Source organism: Arthrobacter sp. B0316-1-20, assembly GCF_059091865.1.
The window spans coordinates 239,995-262,106 of record NZ_JBNHHC010000005.1 but is presented as its reverse complement, the minus strand read 5'-3'; the positions used below and the strand labels follow the sequence as shown (position 1 = coordinate 262,106).

18 protein-coding genes and 1 tRNA gene are annotated in these 22,112 nt (G+C 66.7%); 14 read left to right on the top strand and 5 right to left on the bottom strand.

The annotated features are described in order from the left end of the window. Window positions 1-27 precede the first annotated feature (27 nt). Complete coding sequence (locus AC5RW2_RS10750; protein WP_493962416.1) at window positions 28-2,280, top strand: transglycosylase domain-containing protein; 2,253 nt, start codon at window positions 28-30, stop codon at window positions 2,278-2,280. Window positions 2,281-2,282: 2 nt separating this feature from the next. After that, entirely contained in the window at window positions 2,283-3,263 is a 981-nt protein-coding gene (locus AC5RW2_RS10745; RefSeq protein WP_493962417.1) for a metallophosphoesterase, read from the top strand. A gap of 32 nt (window positions 3,264-3,295) precedes the next feature. Here AC5RW2_RS10745 and AC5RW2_RS10740 read toward each other — a convergent pair whose 3' ends face one another. Continuing rightward, complete coding sequence (locus tag AC5RW2_RS10740; protein ID WP_493962418.1) at window positions 3,296-3,928, bottom strand: nicotinamide mononucleotide transporter; 633 nt, start codon at window positions 3,926-3,928, stop codon at window positions 3,296-3,298. Between the two features lie 165 nt (window positions 3,929-4,093). On the opposite strand from AC5RW2_RS10740, the gene AC5RW2_RS10735 reads away from it, so the two are divergent. From AC5RW2_RS10735 to AC5RW2_RS10715, 5 genes are all read left to right on the top strand, one after another. Then, window positions 4,094-5,890 carry an ABC transporter ATP-binding protein gene (locus AC5RW2_RS10735; RefSeq protein WP_493962419.1) on the top strand — a complete coding sequence of 599 codons (1,797 nt, stop codon included), beginning with the start codon at window positions 4,094-4,096 and terminating at the stop codon, window positions 5,888-5,890. After that, complete coding sequence (locus AC5RW2_RS10730) at window positions 5,887-7,695, top strand: ABC transporter ATP-binding protein (protein ID WP_493962420.1); 1,809 nt, start codon at window positions 5,887-5,889, stop codon at window positions 7,693-7,695. Before AC5RW2_RS10735 ends, AC5RW2_RS10730 begins: the two co-directional genes overlap by 4 nt. A gap of 103 nt (window positions 7,696-7,798) precedes the next feature. Then, a tRNA-Pro gene (locus tag AC5RW2_RS10725) sits at window positions 7,799-7,875 on the top strand. Window positions 7,876-7,993: 118 nt separating this feature from the next. Then, complete coding sequence (locus tag AC5RW2_RS10720) at window positions 7,994-9,151, top strand: FAD-dependent oxidoreductase (protein ID WP_493962421.1); 1,158 nt, start codon at window positions 7,994-7,996, stop codon at window positions 9,149-9,151. 429 nt (window positions 9,152-9,580) lie between these two features. Beyond that, complete coding sequence (locus AC5RW2_RS10715; RefSeq protein WP_493962422.1) at window positions 9,581-10,219, top strand: hypothetical protein; 639 nt, start codon at window positions 9,581-9,583, stop codon at window positions 10,217-10,219. Here AC5RW2_RS10715 and AC5RW2_RS10710 read toward each other — a convergent pair. Both AC5RW2_RS10710 and purD read right to left on the bottom strand, forming a co-directional pair. Further along, window positions 10,197-11,153, bottom strand: a complete 957-nt coding sequence (locus tag AC5RW2_RS10710) for a phosphoribosylaminoimidazolesuccinocarboxamide synthase (RefSeq protein ID WP_493962423.1) — start codon at window positions 11,151-11,153, stop codon at window positions 10,197-10,199. The two genes, AC5RW2_RS10715 and AC5RW2_RS10710, sit on opposite strands and share 23 nt — an antisense overlap. 8 nt (window positions 11,154-11,161) lie before the next feature. Further along, the gene (gene purD / locus AC5RW2_RS10705) at window positions 11,162-12,478 is read right to left on the bottom strand and encodes a phosphoribosylamine--glycine ligase (RefSeq protein ID WP_493962424.1); all 1,317 of its coding nucleotides are present in this window, start codon (window positions 12,476-12,478) and stop codon (window positions 11,162-11,164) included. Between the two features lie 66 nt (window positions 12,479-12,544). Here purD and AC5RW2_RS10700 point away from each other — a divergent pair, with 66 nt between their 5' ends. The 6 genes from AC5RW2_RS10700 to AC5RW2_RS10675 all read left to right on the top strand — a co-directional run bounded on the left by AC5RW2_RS10700 (window position 12,545) and on the right by AC5RW2_RS10675 (window position 17,780). After that, a complete protein-coding gene (locus AC5RW2_RS10700; protein WP_493962425.1) occupies window positions 12,545-13,549 on the top strand; it encodes an asparaginase in 1,005 nt (334 codons plus the stop codon). A gap of 15 nt (window positions 13,550-13,564) precedes the next feature. After that, a complete protein-coding gene (locus AC5RW2_RS10695; protein WP_493962426.1) occupies window positions 13,565-13,927 on the top strand; it encodes a sterol carrier family protein in 363 nt (120 codons plus the stop codon). 10 nt (window positions 13,928-13,937) lie between these two features. After that, a complete protein-coding gene (locus tag AC5RW2_RS10690; protein ID WP_493949269.1) occupies window positions 13,938-14,423 on the top strand; it encodes a hypothetical protein in 486 nt (161 codons plus the stop codon). A 72-nt stretch (window positions 14,424-14,495) separates the two neighbouring features. Continuing rightward, a complete protein-coding gene (purF, locus tag AC5RW2_RS10685; RefSeq protein WP_493962427.1) occupies window positions 14,496-16,049 on the top strand; it encodes an amidophosphoribosyltransferase in 1,554 nt (517 codons plus the stop codon). Beyond that, a complete protein-coding gene (purM, locus tag AC5RW2_RS10680) occupies window positions 16,046-17,161 on the top strand; it encodes a phosphoribosylformylglycinamidine cyclo-ligase (RefSeq protein WP_493949267.1) in 1,116 nt (371 codons plus the stop codon). Before purF ends, purM begins: the two co-directional genes overlap by 4 nt. Window positions 17,162-17,261: 100 nt before the next feature. Further along, window positions 17,262-17,780, top strand: a complete 519-nt coding sequence (locus AC5RW2_RS10675; RefSeq protein WP_493962428.1) for a 2'-5' RNA ligase family protein — start codon at window positions 17,262-17,264, stop codon at window positions 17,778-17,780. Here AC5RW2_RS10675 and AC5RW2_RS10670 read toward each other — a convergent pair. Then, on the bottom strand, window positions 17,777-18,007 hold the full coding sequence (locus tag AC5RW2_RS10670; protein ID WP_493939162.1) for a DUF3073 domain-containing protein: 231 nt from the start codon (window positions 18,005-18,007) through the stop codon (window positions 17,777-17,779). The genes AC5RW2_RS10675 and AC5RW2_RS10670 overlap by 4 nt on opposite strands. Window positions 18,008-18,273: 266 nt before the next feature. Between AC5RW2_RS10670 and AC5RW2_RS10665 the strand changes: the two genes are divergently transcribed. Next, window positions 18,274-19,374, top strand: a complete 1,101-nt coding sequence (locus AC5RW2_RS10665; protein ID WP_493962429.1) for a septum formation family protein — start codon at window positions 18,274-18,276, stop codon at window positions 19,372-19,374. 80 nt (window positions 19,375-19,454) lie between these two features. Here AC5RW2_RS10665 and clpB read toward each other — a convergent pair whose 3' ends face one another. Beyond that, window positions 19,455-22,079, bottom strand: coding sequence for an ATP-dependent chaperone ClpB (gene clpB, locus AC5RW2_RS10660; protein WP_493949263.1), 2,625 nt, complete (start codon window positions 22,077-22,079; stop codon window positions 19,455-19,457). Between the last annotated feature and the right edge of the window lie 33 nt (window positions 22,080-22,112).

Sequence of the window (22,112 nt, the reverse complement as noted above, 5' to 3'; positions counted from 1 at the left end):
CTAGCGCTTGCTTGTAAAGTGGACCCCATGGCCGCTCGCAAATCCCCCTTCTTCGACACTGCGACCACCCTCGGCAAGATAGTTGGCTTCCTGGGTATCAGTGCGCTCTGTGGCGTGCTGGCAGCAGGCCTGCTGGTCCCGGCCGCTGCCGTAGCCGGTGTCGGAGCAACCTCCTCGATCGAGTACTTCGACCAGCTGCCGGACGAGCTGCAGACCCAGCCGCTGTCCCAGCCATCGCGGATCCTCTCCGCCGACGGCAAGCTGATCGCTACGTTCTACGCCGAAAACCGTGTCCCCGTCAGCCTGGAAAAGGTTTCCCAGCACATGCAGGACGCCATCATCTCCATCGAGGACGTGCGCTTCTACGAGCACAACGGCGTGGACCCGCAGGGCATCATGCGTGCAGCCGTGACGAACTTGGCGGGCGGCGACCTGCAGGGAGCGTCCACGTTGACCATGCAGTACGTGAACAACGTGCTGATCGACGCCGGGGCGTCTGCGGGCAAGGGCGCCGAAGAGCTGACCATCAGCGGCACCAAGGACATCGGCGACAAGCTCCGCGAGGCGAAGCTGGCCATCGCCGTCGAAAAAGAATTTAGCAAGGAAGAGATCCTGCAGGGCTACCTGAACATTGTCTTGTTCAGCGGCCAGGTTTACGGGATTGAAGCTGCTGCCAAGACGTTCTTCGGCGTTTCCGCCGCAAAGCTGACCATTCCGCAGTCGGCCATGTTGGCCGGGATGGTGCAGTCGCCCAACTACTTCAACCCGGTGAACAACCCGGAAGCCACGATTGAGCGGCGCAACACCGTGCTGGCGGCCATGCTCAGCGCGGGCAAGATCACCAAGGCGGAATACGACGAAGCCGTCGCCAGCGACTTGGACCTCAACCTCAAGCCTGTCCGTTCCGGCTGCGTGGCGGCCAACTTCGCCGATTACTTCTGCAGCTACGTCCAGCACGAGATCATGAAGTCGGACGCCTTCGGCGCGGACTCCACCGAACGCGCCAAGCTGCTGGCCCGCGGCGGACTGACCATCAAGACCACGCTCGACTCCCGCCTGCAGAAGGAAGGCCAGAAGCAGATCGAGCAGGAAGTCCCGAAGGGCGATAAGTCCGGCGTTGGTTCTTCCATGGTTTCGGTCGAGCCGGGCACCGGCAAGATCCTGATGATGGCCCAGAACACCAAATACAGCCCGGAAGACGGGGCGGCCAACACGGAGCTCAACTACAACGTGAACGCTGACATGGGCGGCGGCAACGGCTGGCAGCCCGGCTCCACGATGAAGCCCTACACCATGGTCGCCTGGCTGGAAGCGGGCAAGGCGCTCAACGCATCGGTGGATGCGCGGCGCACCTCATACCCGGCGCAGTACCCGTGGCAGGCCAGCTGCCTGCCGCCGGACGCGTGGTTCAGCGAATGGCCGTTCCGGAACGCCTTGCCCGGCTATGAACGAACCATGACCGCCAGCCAGGGTTTAACCTGGTCGATCAACTCAGCCACGGCAGCGATGGCAGCGCAGTTGGACCTGTGCGACATCCAGGATGCGGCGACCCGGCTTGGGGTACGCACCGCGACCGATAAAGAGCCGATCAGCATCGAGCATCCGTCGTTCATCATCGGCACGACCAACGTTTCGCCGATGACGATGGCCGCCTCGTTTGCGGCCTTCGCCAACGGCGGTGTTTACTGCAAGCCCATCGCGCTGACCTCCGTGACGGACGCCGCGGGCAACAAATACAAGGTCCCGAAGAAGTCCTGTGAGCGGGCCATCTCCGAAGAGGTGGCCGCCGCCGTCAGCGTCCCGCTGGAAAATCTGGTCAACCTCCGGCTCGGCGGGATTCACCCGATCGGCGTTCCCGCCGCTGCCAAGACCGGTACCACGGACAAGTCCGAGTACACCTGGACCGTCGGCTACACCAAGGGCATCTCCACTGCTTCATGGGTGGGCAACCCGCACGCTTACAAGTCGATTAACAACATCCCGATCAACGGCGTGACCCGCAGCTATGTTGACGGCGCGACCATCGCGGGCGGCCAGTGGACCGATTACATGGAGAAAGTCGCGGGGCTGTACAAGACCGGTGGCTTCGGGGCCGCACCCGGCAGCATGCTCTATCCGCCGCAGCCCAAGAAGGTTGAGACCGACGATAAGAAGAGCTCGGATTCCGGCAACAGCGACGGCGGCAGTGACTCCGGTGATTCCGACAACGGCAACGACTCCAGAGGCTCTGACAATGGCAACGGAGGCGGCAATGGAAACCGCAACGGGAACGATGACTGACCGTGGACGCTGAAGCGCTGCGAGCACGGCTCCGCACCGCCGGCAAGCTGGCACTTGGAGCTGCTGCCGCCGGCGGGGCCGCGCTCGCTTACGGCTCACTCATTGAGCGGAACCTCTTCGGACTGCGCGAAGAAACGCTGCCCATCCTGCCTGCCGGCCACGCGTCGCTGAAGATCCTGCACCTGTCCGACATCCACATGGCCCCCGGGCAGTTGCTCAAGCAGAAGTGGCTGCCGCGGCTGATCGCGTTGGAACCCGATTTGGTGGTCAACACCGGCGACAACCTCAGCCACCGTAAAGCCGTGAAACCACTGTTGGACGCGTTGGCTCCGCTGATGGAGGTGCCAGGTGTTTTCGTTCCCGGCTCCAACGACTACTACGCTCCGGTGCTGAAAAACCCGTTCTCCTACCTCACCGGACCCTCGAAACAGCCGAAGGACCTCAGTTCACGGGAGCTGCCGTGGCGTGAGATGCACGCTGCTTTCGGCACTGCCGGCTGGGTTGATTTGACCAATCGGAACCAGTCGCTAGTGGTCGGCCGGGTTCGGTTGGACTTCTCCGGCGTGGATGATCCGCATTTGCAGCGGGACCGTTATGTGGGCTTCCCCGTCGGGTCCACCTCGGGAGACAGTGCGGCCCATCTGCGCATCGGCGTGGCCCACGCGCCCTACCAGCGTGTGCTGGACCGCTTCACGGACGGCGACGCGGATCTGATTCTGGCTGGGCACACGCACGGAGGCCAGGTCTGCGTCCCCGGCTACGGGGCCTTGATCACCAACTGCGATCTACCGACCTGGCGCGCCCGCGGGTTGACCTACTGGGAGCGCCAAGGGCGCAGCGTGCCTGTGAACGTCTCGGCGGGGCTGGGAACGTCCCGGCTGGCTCCGATCCGGTTCGCTTGCCGCCCGGAGGCCGTGTTGCTGACGCTGACGCCTACTCCATCCGCCGGTGAGGTCCCGACAGCCGGGCTGCGGCTAGGCTGAACATGCACCTGCTGCTTGCGCGGCGCAGGACGCTAATCGGAGGCTGCCGCCTCCGTGCGTGCAGCCCGCCACGTAGCCAGGCCGTAAACGTGGAGCACACCCAGCAGGACGGTAAACAGCAGGCCAGCCAGATTGAACAGGGGGTCGGCCCCCATTCCGGTTCCCACATTGGTCAACGCCAGTACGGACAGGAGAATGCCGCACCACCAAGCTTCCGCCACACCGCGTGCGAGGCCGAGGCAGAGCAGCAGTGGGATGACAGTGATCAGGAAAGCTTCGGCGATTGCCGCGGCCCCGACCAGATGCACCAGCAACATGGGCAGAACCTCAAGTCCGAAGAAACCCAGTGCCAGCACCATCAGGAGGGCAGTGGCCAGCCAGTCCCGCCGTTGGATCGAATGCACTGAAACTCCGCCGCCTGCTGGCAGGGGACGCCAGCGCAACCAGCCGTAGACGGCCAGGAGCGGCAACAGGAACGCAGACAGTCTGAACCCGCCACTCATTCCAATCATGAGCATCGACAGGACCGGTTCCACCAGCAGGACCAGCCAGCCGACGCGCTTCCGCAGCACCAAGAGCCAGACCGCGACGACCCGCAGCACCGGGAATAGCAGCGACTGCCACAGCATTGTTTGGATACCGTTGACAACTTCCGTCAGGTCCATGCGCTCCCCCCGGATGAATGGTTTCGCCAAGACTAGCAAGCGAGGCCCGCGGAACGTGCCCGTCCGGGCCTGCACGTGACCGGCGTTTCCTGCCGCTCGCTAGGATGGTTGCTGCGGTACACAAGGCACGCCCCCGTTACGAAACCCACGGCGATGAATCAACGAATGACTGAGCTGTCCCTCTGGCGCACCATCGCCAGGCTCAACGACTATGTACGGCCCATCCTGCCGCGGCTGATTATGGGGTTCTTCAGCGCCCTTGGTGCCAGCCTCGTGGCGTTGGCCATTCCGCAGGTGCTCCGCGGGCTGGTCGACACCATCCACACCGGAGGCAGCCCCTCCGAAGTGTGGGGCCCCGCCGTCGTCATAGCCATCCTTGGTTTGGCCGAAGCGGGCCTGGTGTACCTGCGGCGGGTTTTCGCGCTCGCGCCGGCCACGGACGTGGAGATGGGCATGCGCATCCGCCTATACAAGCATGTGCAGCACTTACCGGCCGCCTTCCACGACCGGTGGGGGTCGGGCCAGTTGCTGTCCCGGGCGATGGCCGACCTAGGCCTGATCCGGCGCTGGCTGGCGTTCGGATCGCTGATGCTGGTGGTCTCCTTTGTGACGGTGATCGTGGGCTTGGTGCTGATGTTCGCGCTGAACCAATTGCTGGGATTGATCTTTTTGGTCGCTGCCGTGCCGCTTGTCTGGCAGGGGTTCCGCTTCCGGACGGCCTTCGGTGCCTCCTCCCGGCTCAGCCAGGACCAGGCCGGAGACCTGGCCACCACCGTGGAGGAATCCGTGCACGGCATCCGCGTGCTCAAGGCCTTCGGCCGGGGCAAGTACGCGCTGGACAACTTTCACGGGCAGGCCGAAGAACTGCGCCAGACCGAACTGGTCAAGGCCCGCACGCTGTCCAAGTTCCTGGCCACCGTGGTTTCGCTGCCGGACCTGGTGCTGGGCGCTGCCTTGGTCATCGGCATCACCCAAGTGGCCGGCGGACACATGACCGTGGGCGAGTTGGTCGCGTTCTTTGCCACCGCCGCCGTGGTGACCGGGCCGGTGGAAGCCATCGGGTCCCTGATGGGCATGACGCTGACCGCCAAGACGGCCTTGGACCGGCACTTCGATGTGATGGACACGGAAAACACGATCACGGATCCTGAGCAGCCCCAGCCCATGAGCTCCGTCCGCGGGGACCTGCGCCTGGCCGACGTCGTCTTCCGGTATCCAGATGCTGCGCCGGGCACGGCACCGGTCCTCGACGGCGTGGACCTACATCTGCGCGCCGGCGAAACCATGGCCCTGGTGGGCATAACCGGCTCGGGCAAGAGCACGTTGCTCCAACTGATCCCCCGGCTGTATGACGTTTCCGCCGGCGCCGTGCTGCTGGACGGTACGGACATCCGCCGCTTCCCCCTCACCGAACTGCGCAGCCAGGTGTCGGTGGCCTTCGAAGACTCCACACTGTTCTCCACCTCGGTCCGGGAGAATGTGCTGCTGGGCGCCCGGCCCGACGGCGAAAACCCGGAGGATCTGCTGGCCCGCGTGCTGGAGGTGGCACAGGCCCAGTTCGCTTTTGATCTGCCGCAGGGCGTGGATACGAAGATCGGCGAGGAAGGCCTGAGCCTCTCCGGCGGGCAGCGCCAGCGGATCGCCCTGGCCCGGGCCATCGCGGCGCGGCCGGCCGTGCTGGTGCTGGACGACCCGCTCTCCGCCCTGGATGTTCGGACCGAAGAAGCGGTGACGCAGCGGCTGCGCCAAGAACTGCAGGGTACAACAACGTTGATCGTGGCCCACCGGCCTTCGACGGTAGCGCTGGCGGACCGCGTGGCATTGCTGCAGGACGGGCGCATCGCCGCCGTCGGCACCCACTCCGAGCTGCTGCGGAGCAACGCACATTACCGCTACGTGATCGCCTCGCTGACGGCCGAGCCCTCCGTCGAAGACGTCCTGGATGCTGAGGAATCCCGATGAGTTCCATGACCGGAGTGACCGGCGAAGACACCATCAACTTGGACAAGGCCGACCGTAGGGCGGTGCGCCGGCGTTCGCTGCGCCTGCTGGGCGAGCTGGTATCGCCGCACCGCCGGTTGTTCGTGCTGTCCGTTGTGCTGGTGGTGGTCAGTAATGCCGCACGCGCGGCCGGCCCGGTGCTGGTGGCCTTCGGCATCAACAGCGCCCTGCCGGCCCTCACCGGCGGCGACGCCGGCCCGCTGGTGCTGGTCGGCGCCGCCTATGCAGCCATCGCGATCGCGGGCGGCTCGCTGTTGGCGGCCTACACCTACGTTATTGCCCGGCTCAGTCAGGCCATGCTGCTGGCCCTGCGTATGCGGGTTTTCCGGCACACCCAGCGGCTGAGTCTGGAGTTTCACGAAACCTACACCTCCGGCCGGATCATCTCCCGGCAGACCTCCGACCTGGAGGCGCTGCGGGAGCTGCTGGACAATGGCGTCACCCAGCTGACCTCCGGAGTGATGTTCATGGTTTTCACCGCCATCAGCATCGTGGCATTGGACTGGAAGAGCGGCTTGATCATTCTGGTCGCCGCCATTCCCATCGGTTTCGTCACCCGGTGGTACCAGAAGGGTTCGGAGCTGGCCAACCGCGCGAGCCGGGTGGTGTCCGCTCGGCTGATCGTGCACTTCGTGGAAACCATGACCGGCATCCGGGCGGTCAAAGCCTTCCGCCGCGAGCGGGACAACGCTGCACGGTTCGACGAGCTCGCCGGCGACTACCGCCGTGCAACCCTTCGGAACATCAAGTATTTCGGCGTGCTCCAGCCGGCGTTGAACGGCATCGGCAACCTGACCGTGGCTGCGGTGCTGCTGGCCGGCGGCTTCCGCGTGCTGGACGGCGACCTTGCCATCGGCACCCTGGTGGCGGTGCTGCTGGCCACCAAACAGGTCTTCCGCCCCACCGAACAGATCGCCATGTTCTACAGTTCCTTCCAGTCTGCGTCTTCGGCGCTGGAGAAGGTCTCCGGGTTGCTGGAAGAAGAACCCACCGTGGTTCCACCGGCAAGCCCCGTTCCGCTCAAGAATGCCCGCGGCGCCATCCAGTTCCGCGACGCGGTCTTCGGTTACGGGGACGGGCGGGTGGTGCTGCCGAACCTGAATCTGGACATTCCCGCCGGCCAGACCATCGCCGTCGTCGGGCAGACCGGAGCCGGCAAGTCCACGGTCGCCAAACTGATCGCGCGCTTCTACGACCTGACCTCGGGCTCGCTCACCTTGGACGGGGTTGAGCTGCGGCAGCTGTCCAACGAGGACCTGCGCCGCGCCGTCGTCATGGTGACGCAGGAGGCGTTCCTGTTCAGCGGCAGCGTCGCGGAGAACATCGCCCTAGGCAACCCGGAGGCCAGCCGTGAGCAGATCGAAGATGCCGCCCGGGCCGTCGGCGCGCACGAATTCATTCTGTCCCTGCCGGAGGGCTACGACACCGACGTGAACAAGCGCGGCGGCCGCGTCTCCGCCGGCCAGCGCCAGCTGGTCTCTTTCGCCCGCGCCTTCCTGGCGGACCCCGCCGTGCTGATCCTGGATGAAGCCACCGCTTCGCTGGACGTCCCGAGCGAACGCCAGGTCCAAAAAGGCCTGCAGACCTTGCTCGGCAACCGCACCGCGCTGATCATCGCGCACCGGCTGTCCACCGTGGAGATTGCCGACCGCGTGTTGGTGATCCATGACGGCCAGGTGGTGGAGGACGGGTCCCCGGCGGAGCTGATCGCCGGCAGCGGCCGCTTCGCGCAACTGCACGCCGCCTGGAAGGATTCGCTGATCTGATCCGGGCAGGCAGCCGGACGCCGATTTCTCGTTTCGGACCTGTCTCCGCTATCCTTGAACAGTTGCTTTCGCGGTCATCATGACGACGGCGGGGCACCGGTATCGGGGTGTGGCGCAGCTTGGTAGCGCGCGTCGTTCGGGACGACGAGGTCGCAGGTTCAAATCCTGTCACCCCGACCAGTGACAGGAACTCCCGCTGCTCTTCGGAGCGGCGGGAGTTCTTGCTTTTCCGCTCCCCAACCAGTTTTGTACCGCCGGAAAGTTGTGAACCCGCACCCAAAGCGGGAAGTATGGACCCATGGCTTCTCAGCAGCGCTCGGCGCTCATCGTAGGGGCCGGAATCGCCGGGCTCGCCACTGCGCGGGCCTTGCAGCGAACCGGCTGGAAAGTCCATGTGGTTGAACGCTCCGGAACGCTACAGCCGTTGGGCACCGGAATAACCATCTGGGCCAACGGGACGCGCGCCTTGGAGCGCCTCGGCTTGCTTGGAGGCTTCCAGGACGCCTCGCTCCCGGTCGGCGGCAGCTCGCACGACCAGTTCGGCAACGTGCTCGCCAGTTTCAGCAGCGATGACATGCGCCACCGGTACGGCCACCCGCTGCGGGCCATCCACCGCTCGGACCTCACCACGCTGCTGAACGACTCGCTGTATGTCAACACCGTGCACTTGGGTCTGCAGGCAGTGAAGTTCCGCCGCGATCCGCACGGCGGGACCGTCATGCTGAACAACGGCGGCCGGATGCACGCGGATCTGGTGATCGGCGCGGACGGCCTGCGCTCGCTGGTCCGCCATGATCTGGTGGGCGACGGCGCTCCTCGCTCCTCGGGCATCACCGCGATGCGCGCCGTCTGCCCGATCGGCGACCTTGATCCCGAATGGCTCCCGTGGGGTGAGTCGTGGGGCAACGGAGAGGTCTTCGGCATGATCCCGCTGCCCCGCGGGCTGATCTACTGGTATGCCACGATGCCGAATACGGCGTTGGCGCAGGACGGGGACGTCCTGTGGCGCACGCTTGCCCTGCAGCGCTTCGAGACGTGGCACCCGGCCGTGCGGGCGGTCATCCTTGCCACCAAGAGCCAGGACATCATGGCCCACGAGCTCTTCGACCGGAAGCCGACCCTTGCCTGGTCCGGCAACCATGCCACGCTGGTGGGTGACGCCGCGCACCCCATGTTGCCGTTCCTCGGCCAGGGTGCAGGCCAGGCCCTCGAGGACGCTGTCGCGCTGGCGGATGCGCTGGCGGCCGATTGGAACATCACCACCGCCCTGCGCAGCTACGAACAGGCGCGGGCGCCGCGCACCGCCAAGGTGGTGAAGGGCTCGCGCAAAATGGCGGCGATGGCCCGGGAGCAGAAGCCCTGGAAGCAGAAACTCCAGCGGTCGCTGATCAGCGCGATGCCGCAGGCGTTGGTGTACCGGCAGTTGGACGACGTCGTCGGTCGCGTCGACCACTGATCCACGTGCACAGCTGATCCACACGGCGGGGGGACCCGCCCGCCCGCTCCTGGGTGCGGCGCTGCGCCGTCCCGCCGGCCGCCAGCCGCTGCCGTGAGCCTGTCAGCCGCCCTGAGCCCGTCGGCCGAGGCCCTGAGCCCGTCCGCTCCCATGTTTGAGGCAGCGCGTTGAAAGAAACCGCAGGTCAGGGCGCTGCCGGCCCCGCAAGACATGGGGCGTTAGTCCGAGACCTGGGAGCGAAGGCTCACTCTCGCCCGCACCGGCGGGCCGGACGGGCGACGCCCGCGGCACCGAGGGGTTACGCCCGCGGCTCGAAAGGGCCACGCCCGCGGCACGGATGACCCGCCCGCAGCCTGAGGCAACCCCGCACCATTGACTGACGACGGCGTCCGTACTGCAATAGAGGTAACTCCGGCCTCAGGGGTGCAGATGTTCCTCGCACAGTTCGCGCAGCTGGCCATAGCCACCGTGGTGCTGGCGGCTGTGGTTTTCCTGACCTCGTATGCGGTCGAACGCGGCCTGCGCCGCTCCCCCGACGCGGATACGGCGTTCTGGTATTGCTTTTCCGGGCTGTGTTGCGCGCTGACCGTGGTGCTTGCAGCCGCTGCACTTTTCCCGCCGGCCGTTCCGCTGTGGCTGCTGCTCGCTGCTGCTTGCGCCGCCCCCGCTGTCTGGCGGATTACCCGCCGGGCTGCCGCAGCCGTCCGCTATCAGGACACGCGCGATTGGCATGAAGCGGCCGCCCGTCACGACGCGACGCGCGCCCGCTGGCTGGCGTACGAATTGGATCCGGCGCTGGCCATTGATTATCCGGACATGTCGGACGTCGCGCGGCCGGAGACCGCGGCCATGCTCCGTGCCATGAAACGCGCCGATGCGCTGCGCTCCTTGGGACCGGATGACGACGGCGGGGCCAGCGCCTATCCGACGGCAGTCGCCGAAGCTGCCGCCCGCCTCACGGTGGCCGAACGAGCGGCCGGCCGCCTGCCGGATGGCGCCGGCCGTGTGGAAGCGGTCGTACAGACCGGGCGGACTTTCCTGCCGGTTAGGCGAACTTCCGGCCGGTAAGCCGCTCGTACGCTTCCACGTAGCGGGCCCGGGTTTTCTGCACGATTTCCTCCGGCAGTGCCGGCGGTGGCGTGTCCGAGTTTTTGTCCCAGCCGGAAGCCGGCGAGGTCAGCCAGTCGCGCACGAACTGCTTATCGAAGGACGGCTGCGCCTTGCCCGGTTCGTACGTTTCCGCGTCCCAGAACCGTGAAGAGTCAGGGGTCAGCACCTCGTCGCCCAAGGTGATGTCCCCCGTCGTCGGATCAATCCCGAACTCCACCTTGGTGTCCGCCAGGATGATTCCGCGTTCGCGGGCAATCTCCTCGGCGCGGGTGTAGATCTGCAGGGTCAGTTCGCGCAGCCGGCCGGCGGTCTCCGCCCCCACGGTCTGGACCACGGCGTCGTAGGTGATGTTCTCGTCGTGCTCGCCTACCTCGGCCTTGGCCGAGGGAGTGAAGATGGCGGGCTCCAGCCGGGAGCCGTCCATCAGGCCCGCGGGCAGCGGAAGCTCACACACCGTCTGGGTTTGCCGGTACTCCTCCAGCCCGGAGCCGGTCAGGTAGCCGCGGGCAATGCATTCCACCGGGAACATGTCCAGCTTCTTGCAGACCATTGCCCGGCCGGCCACGGCTTCGGGCACTTCCGTGGACACCACGTGGTGGGCTACCGGGCTGTCTCCTGCGGAGAGCTGTTCGAACCACCAGAGGCTCAACTGCGTCAGGACCCGGCCCTTGTCCGGAATCTCGCTGGAGAGCACGTGGTCGAAGGCGCTGATCCGGTCGCTGGCCACCACCAGCACGGTGTCGTTGCGCTGGTCCAGCAGGCCCTCGGCGGCAATGTCCTCACTGGAGGTCTCCACCTGCTGGGCCACGGCCGGCACGTAGAGGTCGCGGACCTTGCCGGAGTAGACATGCTTCCAGCCGGGCAGTTCCAGCACTTCGGGGGCGAATGCCATGGCGTTCCTCAGTCTCTCTGTACTTCGGCCGGGGGCAGGGCAGTGGCCGATGCCGGCACCGTAATGGCGCCTTGCGCCGCCAACAGGGCGATGTCGCTCCGGAACTGCGAGCCCTCGAGGCTGATGGTGCCGATGCCTTCGTAGGCCCGTTCGCGGGCTTCCACCAAGTCTTCACCCAAGGCGACGACGGCGAGCACCCGCCCACCGGCGCTCGTCACCTTGCCGTTCTCGTCCAGCGACGTGCCGGCGTGGATCACGTGCACGTCCTCCAGGGCGTTGGCCTTCTTCAGCCCGCGGATCCTGTCGCCGGTGCGCGGCGTTCCGGGGTAGTTTCCCGAGGCCAGCACCACTGCCACCGCGGACTGTTTGGACCACACCAGCTGTTCGGCGTCATCCAGTTCCCCCTTGGCTGCGGCCAGCAGCAGTCCGCCCAGCGGCGTCCGCAGCCGGGCCAGCACGGCCTGGGTTTCCGGATCGCCAAAGCGGGCGTTGAACTCGATGACACGCACTCCGCGCCGGGTGATGGCCAGACCGCAGAACAGCACGCCGACGAACGGTGTGCCGCGGTTGGCCATCTCCCGGATGGTTGGCAGCGCCACGCGGTCCATGACTTCTTCGACGAATCCGGCCGGCAGCCAGGGCAGCGGGGTGTAGGCGCCCATGCCGCCAGTGTTCGGGCCTTCGTCGCCGTCGAAGATCCGTTTGAAGTCCTGTGCGGGCACCAGCGGGATGGCGCGTTCGCCGTCGGAAATGACAAACAGCGAGACTTCCGGCCCGTCCAGGAATTCCTCGATCACCACGGAGCCGCCGGCGTCGAAGCATGTCTGGGCGTGGGCCAGTGCGGCATCGCGGTCCCCGGTCACCACCACGCCCTTGCCGGCAGCCAAGCCGTCGTCCTTGACCACGTACGGCGCGCCGAAAGCATCCAGTGCCTCGGCTGCTTCCTCGGCGTTGGTGGCCACATGAGCCATGGCGGTAGGCACGTTCGCCGCGGCCATGACCTGCTTGGCAAAGGCTTTGGAGCCCTCCAGCCGGGCGGCTTCCTTGCTGGGACCGAACACCGGGATCCCGGCCGCGCGCAACGGATCCGCCACGCCGGCCGCCAGCGGCGCCTCCGGGCCCACCACCACCAGGTCGGATTCCAGCCGTTGCGCCAGTTCGGTAACGGCTGCCGGGTCGCTGGCGTCCACCGCGTGTGTGGGCACGATCTGCGCGATGCCGGCGTTGCCCGGGGCGGCATGGACCTCGGTCACAAACGGATCGGCCAACAGGGAACGGATTATTGCGTGTTCGCGGCCGCCGGGGCCGATCACCAGTACCTTCACAAAGAACTACCCTACTTGGCGCGGGGCGGAGCCTCGAAGTTGTTGCGCCGGACCTAAACTAAGTCCATGCCCGAGACATTCAAAGCCGCGGACGCCGTGGAACTGGCCGTCGTTGAACGCAACGGTTTCATCGAGTCCCGCCACTTGGGCTCCGCGGTCGTGATGGCCGCGGACGGCACGGTGGTGACCGAACTCGGCGACATCACCGCCCCGGTTTTCCCGCGCTCCACGCTCAAGCCCTTCCAGGCCCTGGCCGCAATGCAGTCCGGCGTCCCGCTTCGCGGCGCCCAGGTGGCCTTGGCCTGTGCCAGCCATGTGGGATCGCTGGAGCACATGGACGTGGTGGAGGGCATGCTCAAGGCCGCTGGCCTGACCGACGCAGATCTGCGTTGCCCGCCGGCGTGGCCGCAGGACGAACAGGCACGCGGCTGGCTGGTGCGCACCGAACGGAGCCAGCAGCGGTTGGCTTTCAACTGTTCCGGCAAGCACGCCGCCTTCTTGTGGGCCTGCGTAGAGAACGGCTGGAACACCCGCAGCTACCTGGAGCCGAACCACCCGCTGCAGCGCCGCGTGATGGAAGTCCTCGAGGAATACGCCGAAGAGAAAATCGAGCACATCGCAGTCGACGGGTGCGGCGCCCCGGCTCCGGCGCTGTCCCTGACCGGTCTCGCCCGGGCCGTCGGCAAGCTCGCCAAAGCGCCTGCGGACAAGAACGCCGATGCCCGCGCGGCCACCATCGCCACCGCCATGCTGGACTACCCGTGGGCCGTCCACGGCCGCGGTCAGGAGAACACCGTGGTGATGGAGGAACTGGAGATCATCGCCAAGTCCGGCGCCGAAGGCGTGATGGTGATGGGTACCCCGTCAGGGGTGTCGGTGGCGGTGAAGATCCTGGACGGCAGTTCCCGCGCCGGCTCGCTGGTCGCGCTGACCCTGCTGGCCGCCTGCGACGCCATCGACGTGGACAAGGTCGGTCCGGTGCTGGAAGAAGTAGTCAAACCGGTGCTCGGCGGCGGCCAGCCTGTTGGCCGGCTCCGGCTGGCACCGCCCATGGTCGCCCTGCTGGACTGAGCCTGAGGACCAGCTATGGGAGTACGACGCCGGATCGCGGCTGCCGAGGGCAATGCCGCCTTGGCTGCGTGGCGGGCGGGCGCCATCGACCGGAAGACCACTGCCACGGCGGTGCGGTACGCGTTGGAGGAACTGTCCGAGCGCGCTCCCGGCAACAGCGTGGAAGTGCGGGTGCCGCCGTTCGGCGTCGCGCAGTGCATCGAAGGTCCGCGGCATACCCGCGGCACTCCGCCGAACGTGGTGGAAACCGACCCCGCTACCTGGCTGGCCCTGGTGACGGGCGCGCTGGGCTGGGACAGCGCCGTCGCCGAGGGCAAGGTGGCTGCCTCCGGCCTGCGGGCCGAACTGGCGGATAGGCTGCCGCTCTTCGCCCGGTAGGCTGGAACGCATGACTTCTGAGCAAGAACCGGCCCGCGACAACCGGCAGGCTGATCCGGAACGCCGGGACGTCACCGTCCGCCGGGCGCCCAAATTCGTGTCCTTCGTCCTCCTCTGGGCACTGTTGGGCGTCATTGCTGCCGCCATTTCCGCCTACACCGGTCCGGAGAACCCCGACTTCACCCGCGGCACCATTTTCGCCTTTTTGGCCGTGCTGTTCGCGCTGGCCGGCGTACTGATCGGATCGCTGCTGTTCCTGGTCATTGACCGGGTCAGCGTCAAGCGTGCCAAGCCCGCGCAGGCCATCGCCGAGCCGGGACAAGAAGTCTCCGCAGGCCCCGTGCTGGACGCCGGCCGGCCAGGTACACCGGGCCAGGACGAGCCTGCCACCCCCGCCCACCGCGAGGAAGTCCCCGGCCAGCCCACGGTACGGGACGGGAACGCAGCTGCCGCCGGTGAACAGGACGGCGATTCGGAAGGCGAACGCCGGACGTAACCTGCCGGCCGACGGCCGTAATTCCCATCACCTCGGTGATGCTGCCCGCCGGGCACATGAGAGAATGAGCGGGTGGCACGCGGTGACGGAAAACTCTCCCATGATCTTCTTCCCGGCGAAAAGGGACCCCAGGATGCCTGCGGCGTTTTCGGCGTCTGGGCCCCCGGGGAAGAAGTAGCAAAAATGACCTACTACGGCCTGTACGCTTTGCAGCACCGCGGACAAGAGTCCGCCGGTATTGCAACCAGCGACGGCAAGCGCATCAACGTCTATAAGGACATGGGTCTGGTGTCCCAGGTCTTTGACGAAACCACGCTTAACACGCTGACCGGGCACATCGCCGTCGGCCATTGCCGCTACTCCACGACCGGCGGCTCCACCTGGGCCAATGCACAGCCCACCTTGGGCGCTACCGCCACCGGCACCGTGGCGCTGGCCCACAACGGCAACCTGACCAACTCCGCAGAGCTGTACGAGAAGGTGCTGGAGAAATTCGGCAAGCCCGAGCGCGGCGAAATGGCCCAGGGCAATACCACTGACACCGCACTGGTAACCGCGCTGATGGCCGGCCAGGAAGGCCAGTCGCTCGAAGAACGCACGATGGAACTGCTGCCCAAGCTGCGCGGCGCGTTCTGCTTCACCTTCATGGATGAAGGCACCCTGTATGCCGCCCGCGACACAGCGGGAGTTCGCCCGCTGGTACTCGGCCGGCTGGACCGCGGCTGGGTGGTGGCCTCAGAGACTGCTGCGCTGGACATCGTCGGCGCTTCCTTCGTCCGCGAAGTTGAGCCGGGCGAATTCATTGCGATCGACGAGAACGGACTGCGCTCCCAGCGTTTCGCCGAGAAAAAGCCCGCCGGCTGCGTCTTCGAGTACGTCTACCTGGCCCGGCCGGACACCGCCATCAACGGCCGCAGCATCCACGCCGCCCGCGTGGAGATGGGCCGCAAGCTGGCGAAGGAACATCCGGTCGAAGCCGACCTGGTGATCCCCACGCCGGAGTCCGGAACACCGGCAGCCATCGGCTACGCCGAAGCATCCGGCATCCCCTACGGCCAGGGGCTGGTCAAGAATGCCTACGTGGGCCGGACCTTCATCCAGCCCAGCCAGACCATCCGCCAGCTGGGCATCCGGCTGAAGCTGAACCCGCTGAAGTCCGTCGTGCAGGGCAAGCGGCTGGTGGTCATCGACGATTCGATCGTCCGCGGCAACACCCAGCGGGCCCTGGTTCGGATGCTCCGTGAAGCCGGGGCGGCCGAGGTGCACGTGCGGATCTCGTCACCGCCCATCAAGTGGCCTTGCTTCTACGGCATTGACTTCGCCAGCCGGGCCGAGCTGATCGCCAATGGAATCGGCGTTGAAGATGTCAGGGCCTCCCTCGGGGCCGACAGCCTGGGCTACATCTCCGAAGAGGGCATGATTGATGCCACACAGCAGCCGCGGGAGCAGCTGTGCACCGCCTGCTTCACCGGCGAGTATCCGATCGAACTGCCGCCCGCGGACCGCCTGGGCAAAAATTTGCTTGAGCGCAGCAGCGACGAACCGGAGCATGGCTCCTGCGACCCAGGGCCGGACTCGGACCTGGAGAACCTCCTGACCGCCGAAGACAAGAAAGAGCGAGTATGACCTCCCCCGAACAGGGCCAGATCACCTATGCCAGCGCCGGCGTCGACGTCGAAGCCGGCGACCGGGCGGTTGAGCTGATGAAGGGTGCCATCAGGGCCACTCACAACTCCAACGTGATCGGCGGGGTCGGCGGTTTCGCCGGACTGTACGATGTCTCGGCCCTGCTGAAGTACCGCAAGCCGCTGCTCGCCACCTCCACCGACGGGGTGGGCACCAAGGTGGCGATCGCGCAGGCCATGGATATCCACGACACCATCGGTTTTGATCTGGTCGGCATGGTCGTCGACGACATTGTAGTGGTGGGCGCCGAGCCGCTGTTCATGACCGACTACATCGCCTGCGGCAAGGTGGTTCCCGAGCGCATTGCGGATATTGTGCGCGGCATCGCGGCCGCTTGCGAGGTGGCCGGCACCGCGCTGGTGGGCGGCGAAACAGCCGAACATCCCGGCCTGCTGGGCGAGCACGAATACGATGTTGCCGGTGCTGCCACCGGGCTGGTGGAGGCCGACGCCCTGCTCGGACCGGAGCGGGTCAAGGACGGCGACGTCGTGATCGGCATGGCGTCCTCGGGCATCCACTCCAACGGGTACTCGCTGGTTCGGCGCGTGATCAACCACGCCGGCTGGGCGCTGGACCGGCAGGTGACCGAGCTCGGTCGGACGCTGGGCGAAGAACTACTGGAGCCTACCCGCGTCTACGCGGCGGATTGCCTGGACCTGGCCCGCTTTGAAGCGGCCGGCGTCCACGGCTTCAGCCACGTCACCGGCGGCGGTCTGGCTGCCAACCTCGCTCGCGTGCTGCCGCAAGGACTGATGGCCACGGTGGACCGCTCCACCTGGGAACTGCCTGCCATCTTCAAGCTCATCGCCGAACTAGGCAACGTGCCGCAGGCCGATCTGGAGCGGACGCTTAACCTCGGCGTCGGCATGGTCGCCATCGTGGACGCCGCCGGAGCCGACGCCGCCCTGCAGCGGCTGAACGAGCGCGGCGTGCCCGCTTGGGTCATGGGGCAGGTTGCCCCGGTCGACGCTTCGCTGGGCGGTGTCGACTTTGTCCAAGGCGCCAAGGGCGTCGACGGCGGCGCCGTCCATCTGGTCAATTCATACGCCTGAGCCGTTCCTGGCGCTGGACCGCCCCTGCACCGCTCACCGGTGCAGGGGCGGTTTTGCTTTGGCCGATGTCCACCGTCTACGCCGGGTGCACACTGGGCGTATGGGTGCGTACGTGGTGGTGGTGTTCATCAGGCCGGTGCGGGCCGGGCACATGTTCCGGAGGAGCGACTGGCCGCTGCACATCACGTTGGCGCGCTTCGACAGCAGGGAGCCTGCCGAGGGCGTCGCCGAGCGGATTGGCCGCGCACTCTCCGGCCGGCTGGGGTTTGACGTACGCACCGGAGCGGACGACTTCTTCGGCAGAAACCATTCAGTGCCGGTCTCGCTGGTGGAACCACATCCGCAACTGCAGCAGCTGCATGACCGCCTGCTCGACGAACTCGGTACGGATGTCCATCTGTTCAGTCCGCACCACGCCCGCCAGAACTTCCGCCCGCACATCAGCCACCAGGCAGAAGGACGCCTTCAGCCTGGTGCAGTTGTGCGGGTGGCGCAGGCAGCGCTGGTAGACATGCGTCCCGACGGGGATTCACAGCACCGGCGGGTCCTCGCCGTGTGGAACCAGGCGGGAAGTCCCGCCGGAAGGGTTTCGACCGGGACAGCGCCCAAGGCTGGCTAACCGACGTTGCGGCTGCCTTCATCCTCGTCGTCGTCGTACTGATCCGCGTACTTGTCCTCATAGACCGAATAATCCGGCTCATGCGGATTATCGGAGAATGCGTCGGAGGTATGGCGTTTCGCAGCACCGAGTTCGCGCTGGAGAGCAGTGAGGTCAGTGGCCGGGCTGTAATACTTCATGTCCCGGGCCTGCCTGGTTGCTTTTGCCTTCTGACGGCCGCGCCCCATGGCGTGACCCCCTTTGTACGTCGATCCGGAGGTGGTCGCACGGTAAGGCGCACGAGGCTCCGGAATAATTGATCAATTCTGTCGTACCTCTAGGGTACATGGTTTTCCACGCTGCTCGTGGCAGGGCCGCCAGTCGCCGCGAAGCGACTCCCTCCTCGTCTGGAAACGGCAAAATCGTGCCACGCAAGGGGATTGTTGGCTAAAGTCGTCCTGACCCGTTCTCCTTTTCTCCCGGAGGACAACACGCACGGAAGGCAAGTTTCCCCATGAGCGAACAGGACAAGCGGCCTGACGACCGCGGGAGGTCTCCGCAGCAGGGCCCGGAGAACCTCGAAGTGCCTGATCCCGAGCTCCACGTCACGGCCGACGAAGTCGAGCTGACTGAACCGCACCTAGGCGAAGCGCACATCAGCGACGAGATTGCGGCCGAGGCGGATTTGGCGGAAGCTGCCGCCGAAGCGCAGGCGGTGGAGGAAGAAGTCGAAGCTGCCGAGCGGTTATTCGGAGGCAGGGACGACGGCGGTCGCCCCAACGCCAGCGGCACGGCGCCGGCCGGGGCGTCACCGGGCCTTCAGGACGACGTGGCTAGCGCTGAGGCCCTCCCGGCGGCGCAGCCACCGGAGGCCACGCCGTCGGCCCCGGCGGTCCGGCCCTCGGCCCCCGCGGTCCCCCCGACATCACCCGCGGTCCCGCCGTCGCATTGGGACTCCGCGCCGGCGAGCGCCGACGGTTCCGCGCCGGAGAAGAAATGGTATTCCACCCCCGACGGCGGCGCACCCGGCAACAGTGCGGATGCCGCAGCCGGCGATGTTCCTGCCGCTGGCGACGACCCTGCCGCATCGGGCCGGAACATCGACTGGAAGCCACTGATCATCATCGGCGCAGTGGTCGTTGTAGCCGTCGTGATTATCGCCATCATCGTATCCAGCCTGACCAGCAGCTCGCCGGCCGGCGGGGCGGCCGGCCCCTCGTCGTCGCAGAGCCAGGCGGAGACGGCACATGCAGACGGCGTGGTCGCCGAGGATGTCTCCCCGTTCGACTTCCAGCAGGGCCAGTGCTTCACCAAGTTCGAGGCCGTGATGCGCGACGCCACCGTGGTCACCTGCGACACCCCGCACAAGGCCCAGCTGGTCGGAACGTTCTCCTACGGCGACGACGAAGAGTTCCCGGGTGCCGACGCACTGAACATCAAGGCGCAGGAAGTCTGCACCGCCGTCGTCCTCAATGACGCCGCAGCCGACCAGCCCGAGCTCAAGGACTCCTACGGGATGCCGTCGAAGGGAACCTGGGCGCAGGGCGACCGCAGGATCGATTGCTTCAAGATCGCAGCCGAAGGCGAGCAAATCACCGGCACCCTGGTCGATTAGTCAGCCTGTTGCCACAAAGGTCCGGCGACCGCCGCTGATGCGACGGTCGCCGGACTTTTCTGTTCCAGGAGCGGCCCGCGCTAGCCGTTTCGGAAGGCGCCCACCTTGGCCTGCACGGTGAGGCCGCCGGCCCCGTTCTCGGCGTCGATCTGCGGCGCATCCACCAGCACCGTGTCGCCGTCGCTGATCTCGCCGGCCAGCAGGCCGCGGGCCAGTTTGTCGCCGATTTCCCGTTGCACCAAGCGGCGCAGCGGCCGGGCGCCGAAGGCCGGGTCGAAGCCGGCCAGGGCCAGCCACTCCCGGGCCGCGTCCGTGACCTCCAGGACCAGCCGCCGGTCGGCCAGCCGGGCGGCGAGCGAGGCCACCTGCAGGTCAACAATCCGGGACAGCTCGTCGATGCTCAGCGGGTCGAAGATGATCACGTCGTCCAGCCGGTTGAGGAACTCGGGCTTGAAGCTTGCGTGCACCACGTTCAGGACGGCTTCGCGCTTCTTCTCCTGATCCATGGACTGGTCCACTAGGAACTGCGAACCCAGGTTGGAGGTCAGCACCAGGATCACGTTGCGGAAGTCCACCGTGCGGCCCTGCCCGTCGGTGAGGCGTCCGTCGTCGAGCACCTGCAGCAGGATGTCGAAGACCTCGGGATGGGCCTTCTCCACCTCGTCCAACAGCACCACCGAGTACGGCCGCCGGCGCACGGCCTCGGTGAGCTGGCCGCCTTCTTCGTAGCCCACGTAGCCGGGCGGGGCACCGACCAGGCGGGACACGGAGTGCTTCTCCGAATACTCGCTCATATCGATCCGGACCATCGCGCGTTCGTCGTCGAACAGGAAGTCCGCCAGCGCCTTGGCCAGTTCCGTCTTGCCGACGCCGGTGGGGCCCAGGAAAAGGAAGGAGCCGGTGGGCCGGTCCGGGTCGCTGATCCCGGCCCGGGCCCGCCGGACGGCGTCGGACACCGAGGCAACCGCCGTCCTCTGGCCGATCAGCCGGGAGCCGATGAACTCCTCCATGTGCAGCAGCTTCTGGCTTTCACCTTGCAGCATGCGGCCGGCCGGAATGCCGGTCCAGGCGGAGATCACCTCGGCGATGTCGTCGGCGGTCACCTCTTCGGAAACCATCTGGTCGCGGCCGGCGCCGCCCTGCTCTTCGGCCGCCTGCGCGGTGGCCAGGTCCTTTTCCAACGTCGGGATCTCGCCGTACAGGATCCGGGAAGCCTCCGCGAGGTCGCCCTCGCGTTGCGACTTGTCCGCCTGCGAGCGCAGCTCGTCCAACTTGGCCTTGAGGTCGCCCACCCGGTTCAGCCCGGCCTTTTCCGCTTCCCAGCGGGCGTTGAGGCCGGCCAACTGTTCCTTCTTGTCCGCCATGTCGGCGCGCAGTGCTTCCAGCCGCTCCCGCGAGGCCGCGTCCGTTTCATTGGCCAGCGCCAGCTCTTCCATGGTGAGGCGGTCGACGGCGCGGCGCAACTGGTCAATCTCCTCCGGCGCCGAGTCGATTTCCATCCGCAGCCGGGAGGCGGCCTCGTCCACCAGGTCGATCGCCTTGTCCGGCAGCTGCCGGCCGGAGATGTAGCGGTTGGACAGCGTCGCCGCTGCCACTAGGGCCGAGTCGCCAATCGAGACCTTGTGGTGGGCCTCGTAGCGTTCCTTGAGCCCGCGAAGGATGCCGATAGTGTCCTCCACGCTCGGCTCGCCCACGTAGACCTGCTGGAAGCGGCGCTCCAGCGCCGGGTCCTTCTCAATGTTCTCGCGGTATTCGTCCAGCGTGGTGGCGCCGATCAGCCTCAGCTCACCGCGGGCCAGCATCGGCTTGAGCATGTTGCCCGCGTCCATCGATCCCTCGGAAGCCCCCGCGCCGACGACGGTGTGGATCTCGTCGATGAAGGTGACAATCTGTCCGTCGGAGTTCTTGATTTCCTCCAGCACGGCCTTCAGCCGCTCCTCGAACTCGCCGCGGTACTTGGCGCCGGCCACCATGGCCGCGAGGTCCAGCGCCATCAGCGTCTTGCCGCGCAGCGATTCGGGCACGTCGCCGGCGACCATCCGCTGCGCCAGCCCTTCGACGACGGCGGTCTTGCCGACGCCGGGCTCGCCGATCAGCACCGGATTGTTCTTGGTCCTGCGCGAGAGCACCTGGACCACGCGGCGGATTTCCGCGTCCCGGCCGATCACCGGATCCAGCTTGCCGGAACGCGCTATGGCGGTCAGGTCGGTGCCAAATTTTTCCAGCGCCTGGAACGTATTTTCCGGGTCCGCGCTGTTGACCTTCCGGTCGCCGCGGACGCCCGGCAGCGCAGCGAGCAGCGCCTCGTGGGAGGCTCCGGCATCCCGCAGGATCTTCCCGACGGCGCCGCTGTCCGCCGAGAGCCCGAGCAGCAGGTGTTCGGTGGAGACATAGGAATCCCCCAGCTGCTCCGCCTCCTGCTGGGCCGCCTGGACCGCTTGCAGCAGCCCCCGGGAATACTGGGCCTGCGCCACGGATGACCCCGACGACGACGGCAGCGCCTTGATCGAGGTACTCGCCTGCACGCTCACCGAATCCGGATCCGCGCCGGCGGACTTCAGCACGGCGACGGCCACGCCGTCGCGCTGGTCCATCAGGGCTTTGAGCAGGTGGGCTGGCTCGATCTGCGGATTGCCCGCCGTCGACGCATTCATGGCAGCAGCCGACAGCGCTTCTTGGCTCTTGGTGGTGAATTTAGCGTCCAACGCTTATCTCCTCATCCTCCGTAACGGATCTGG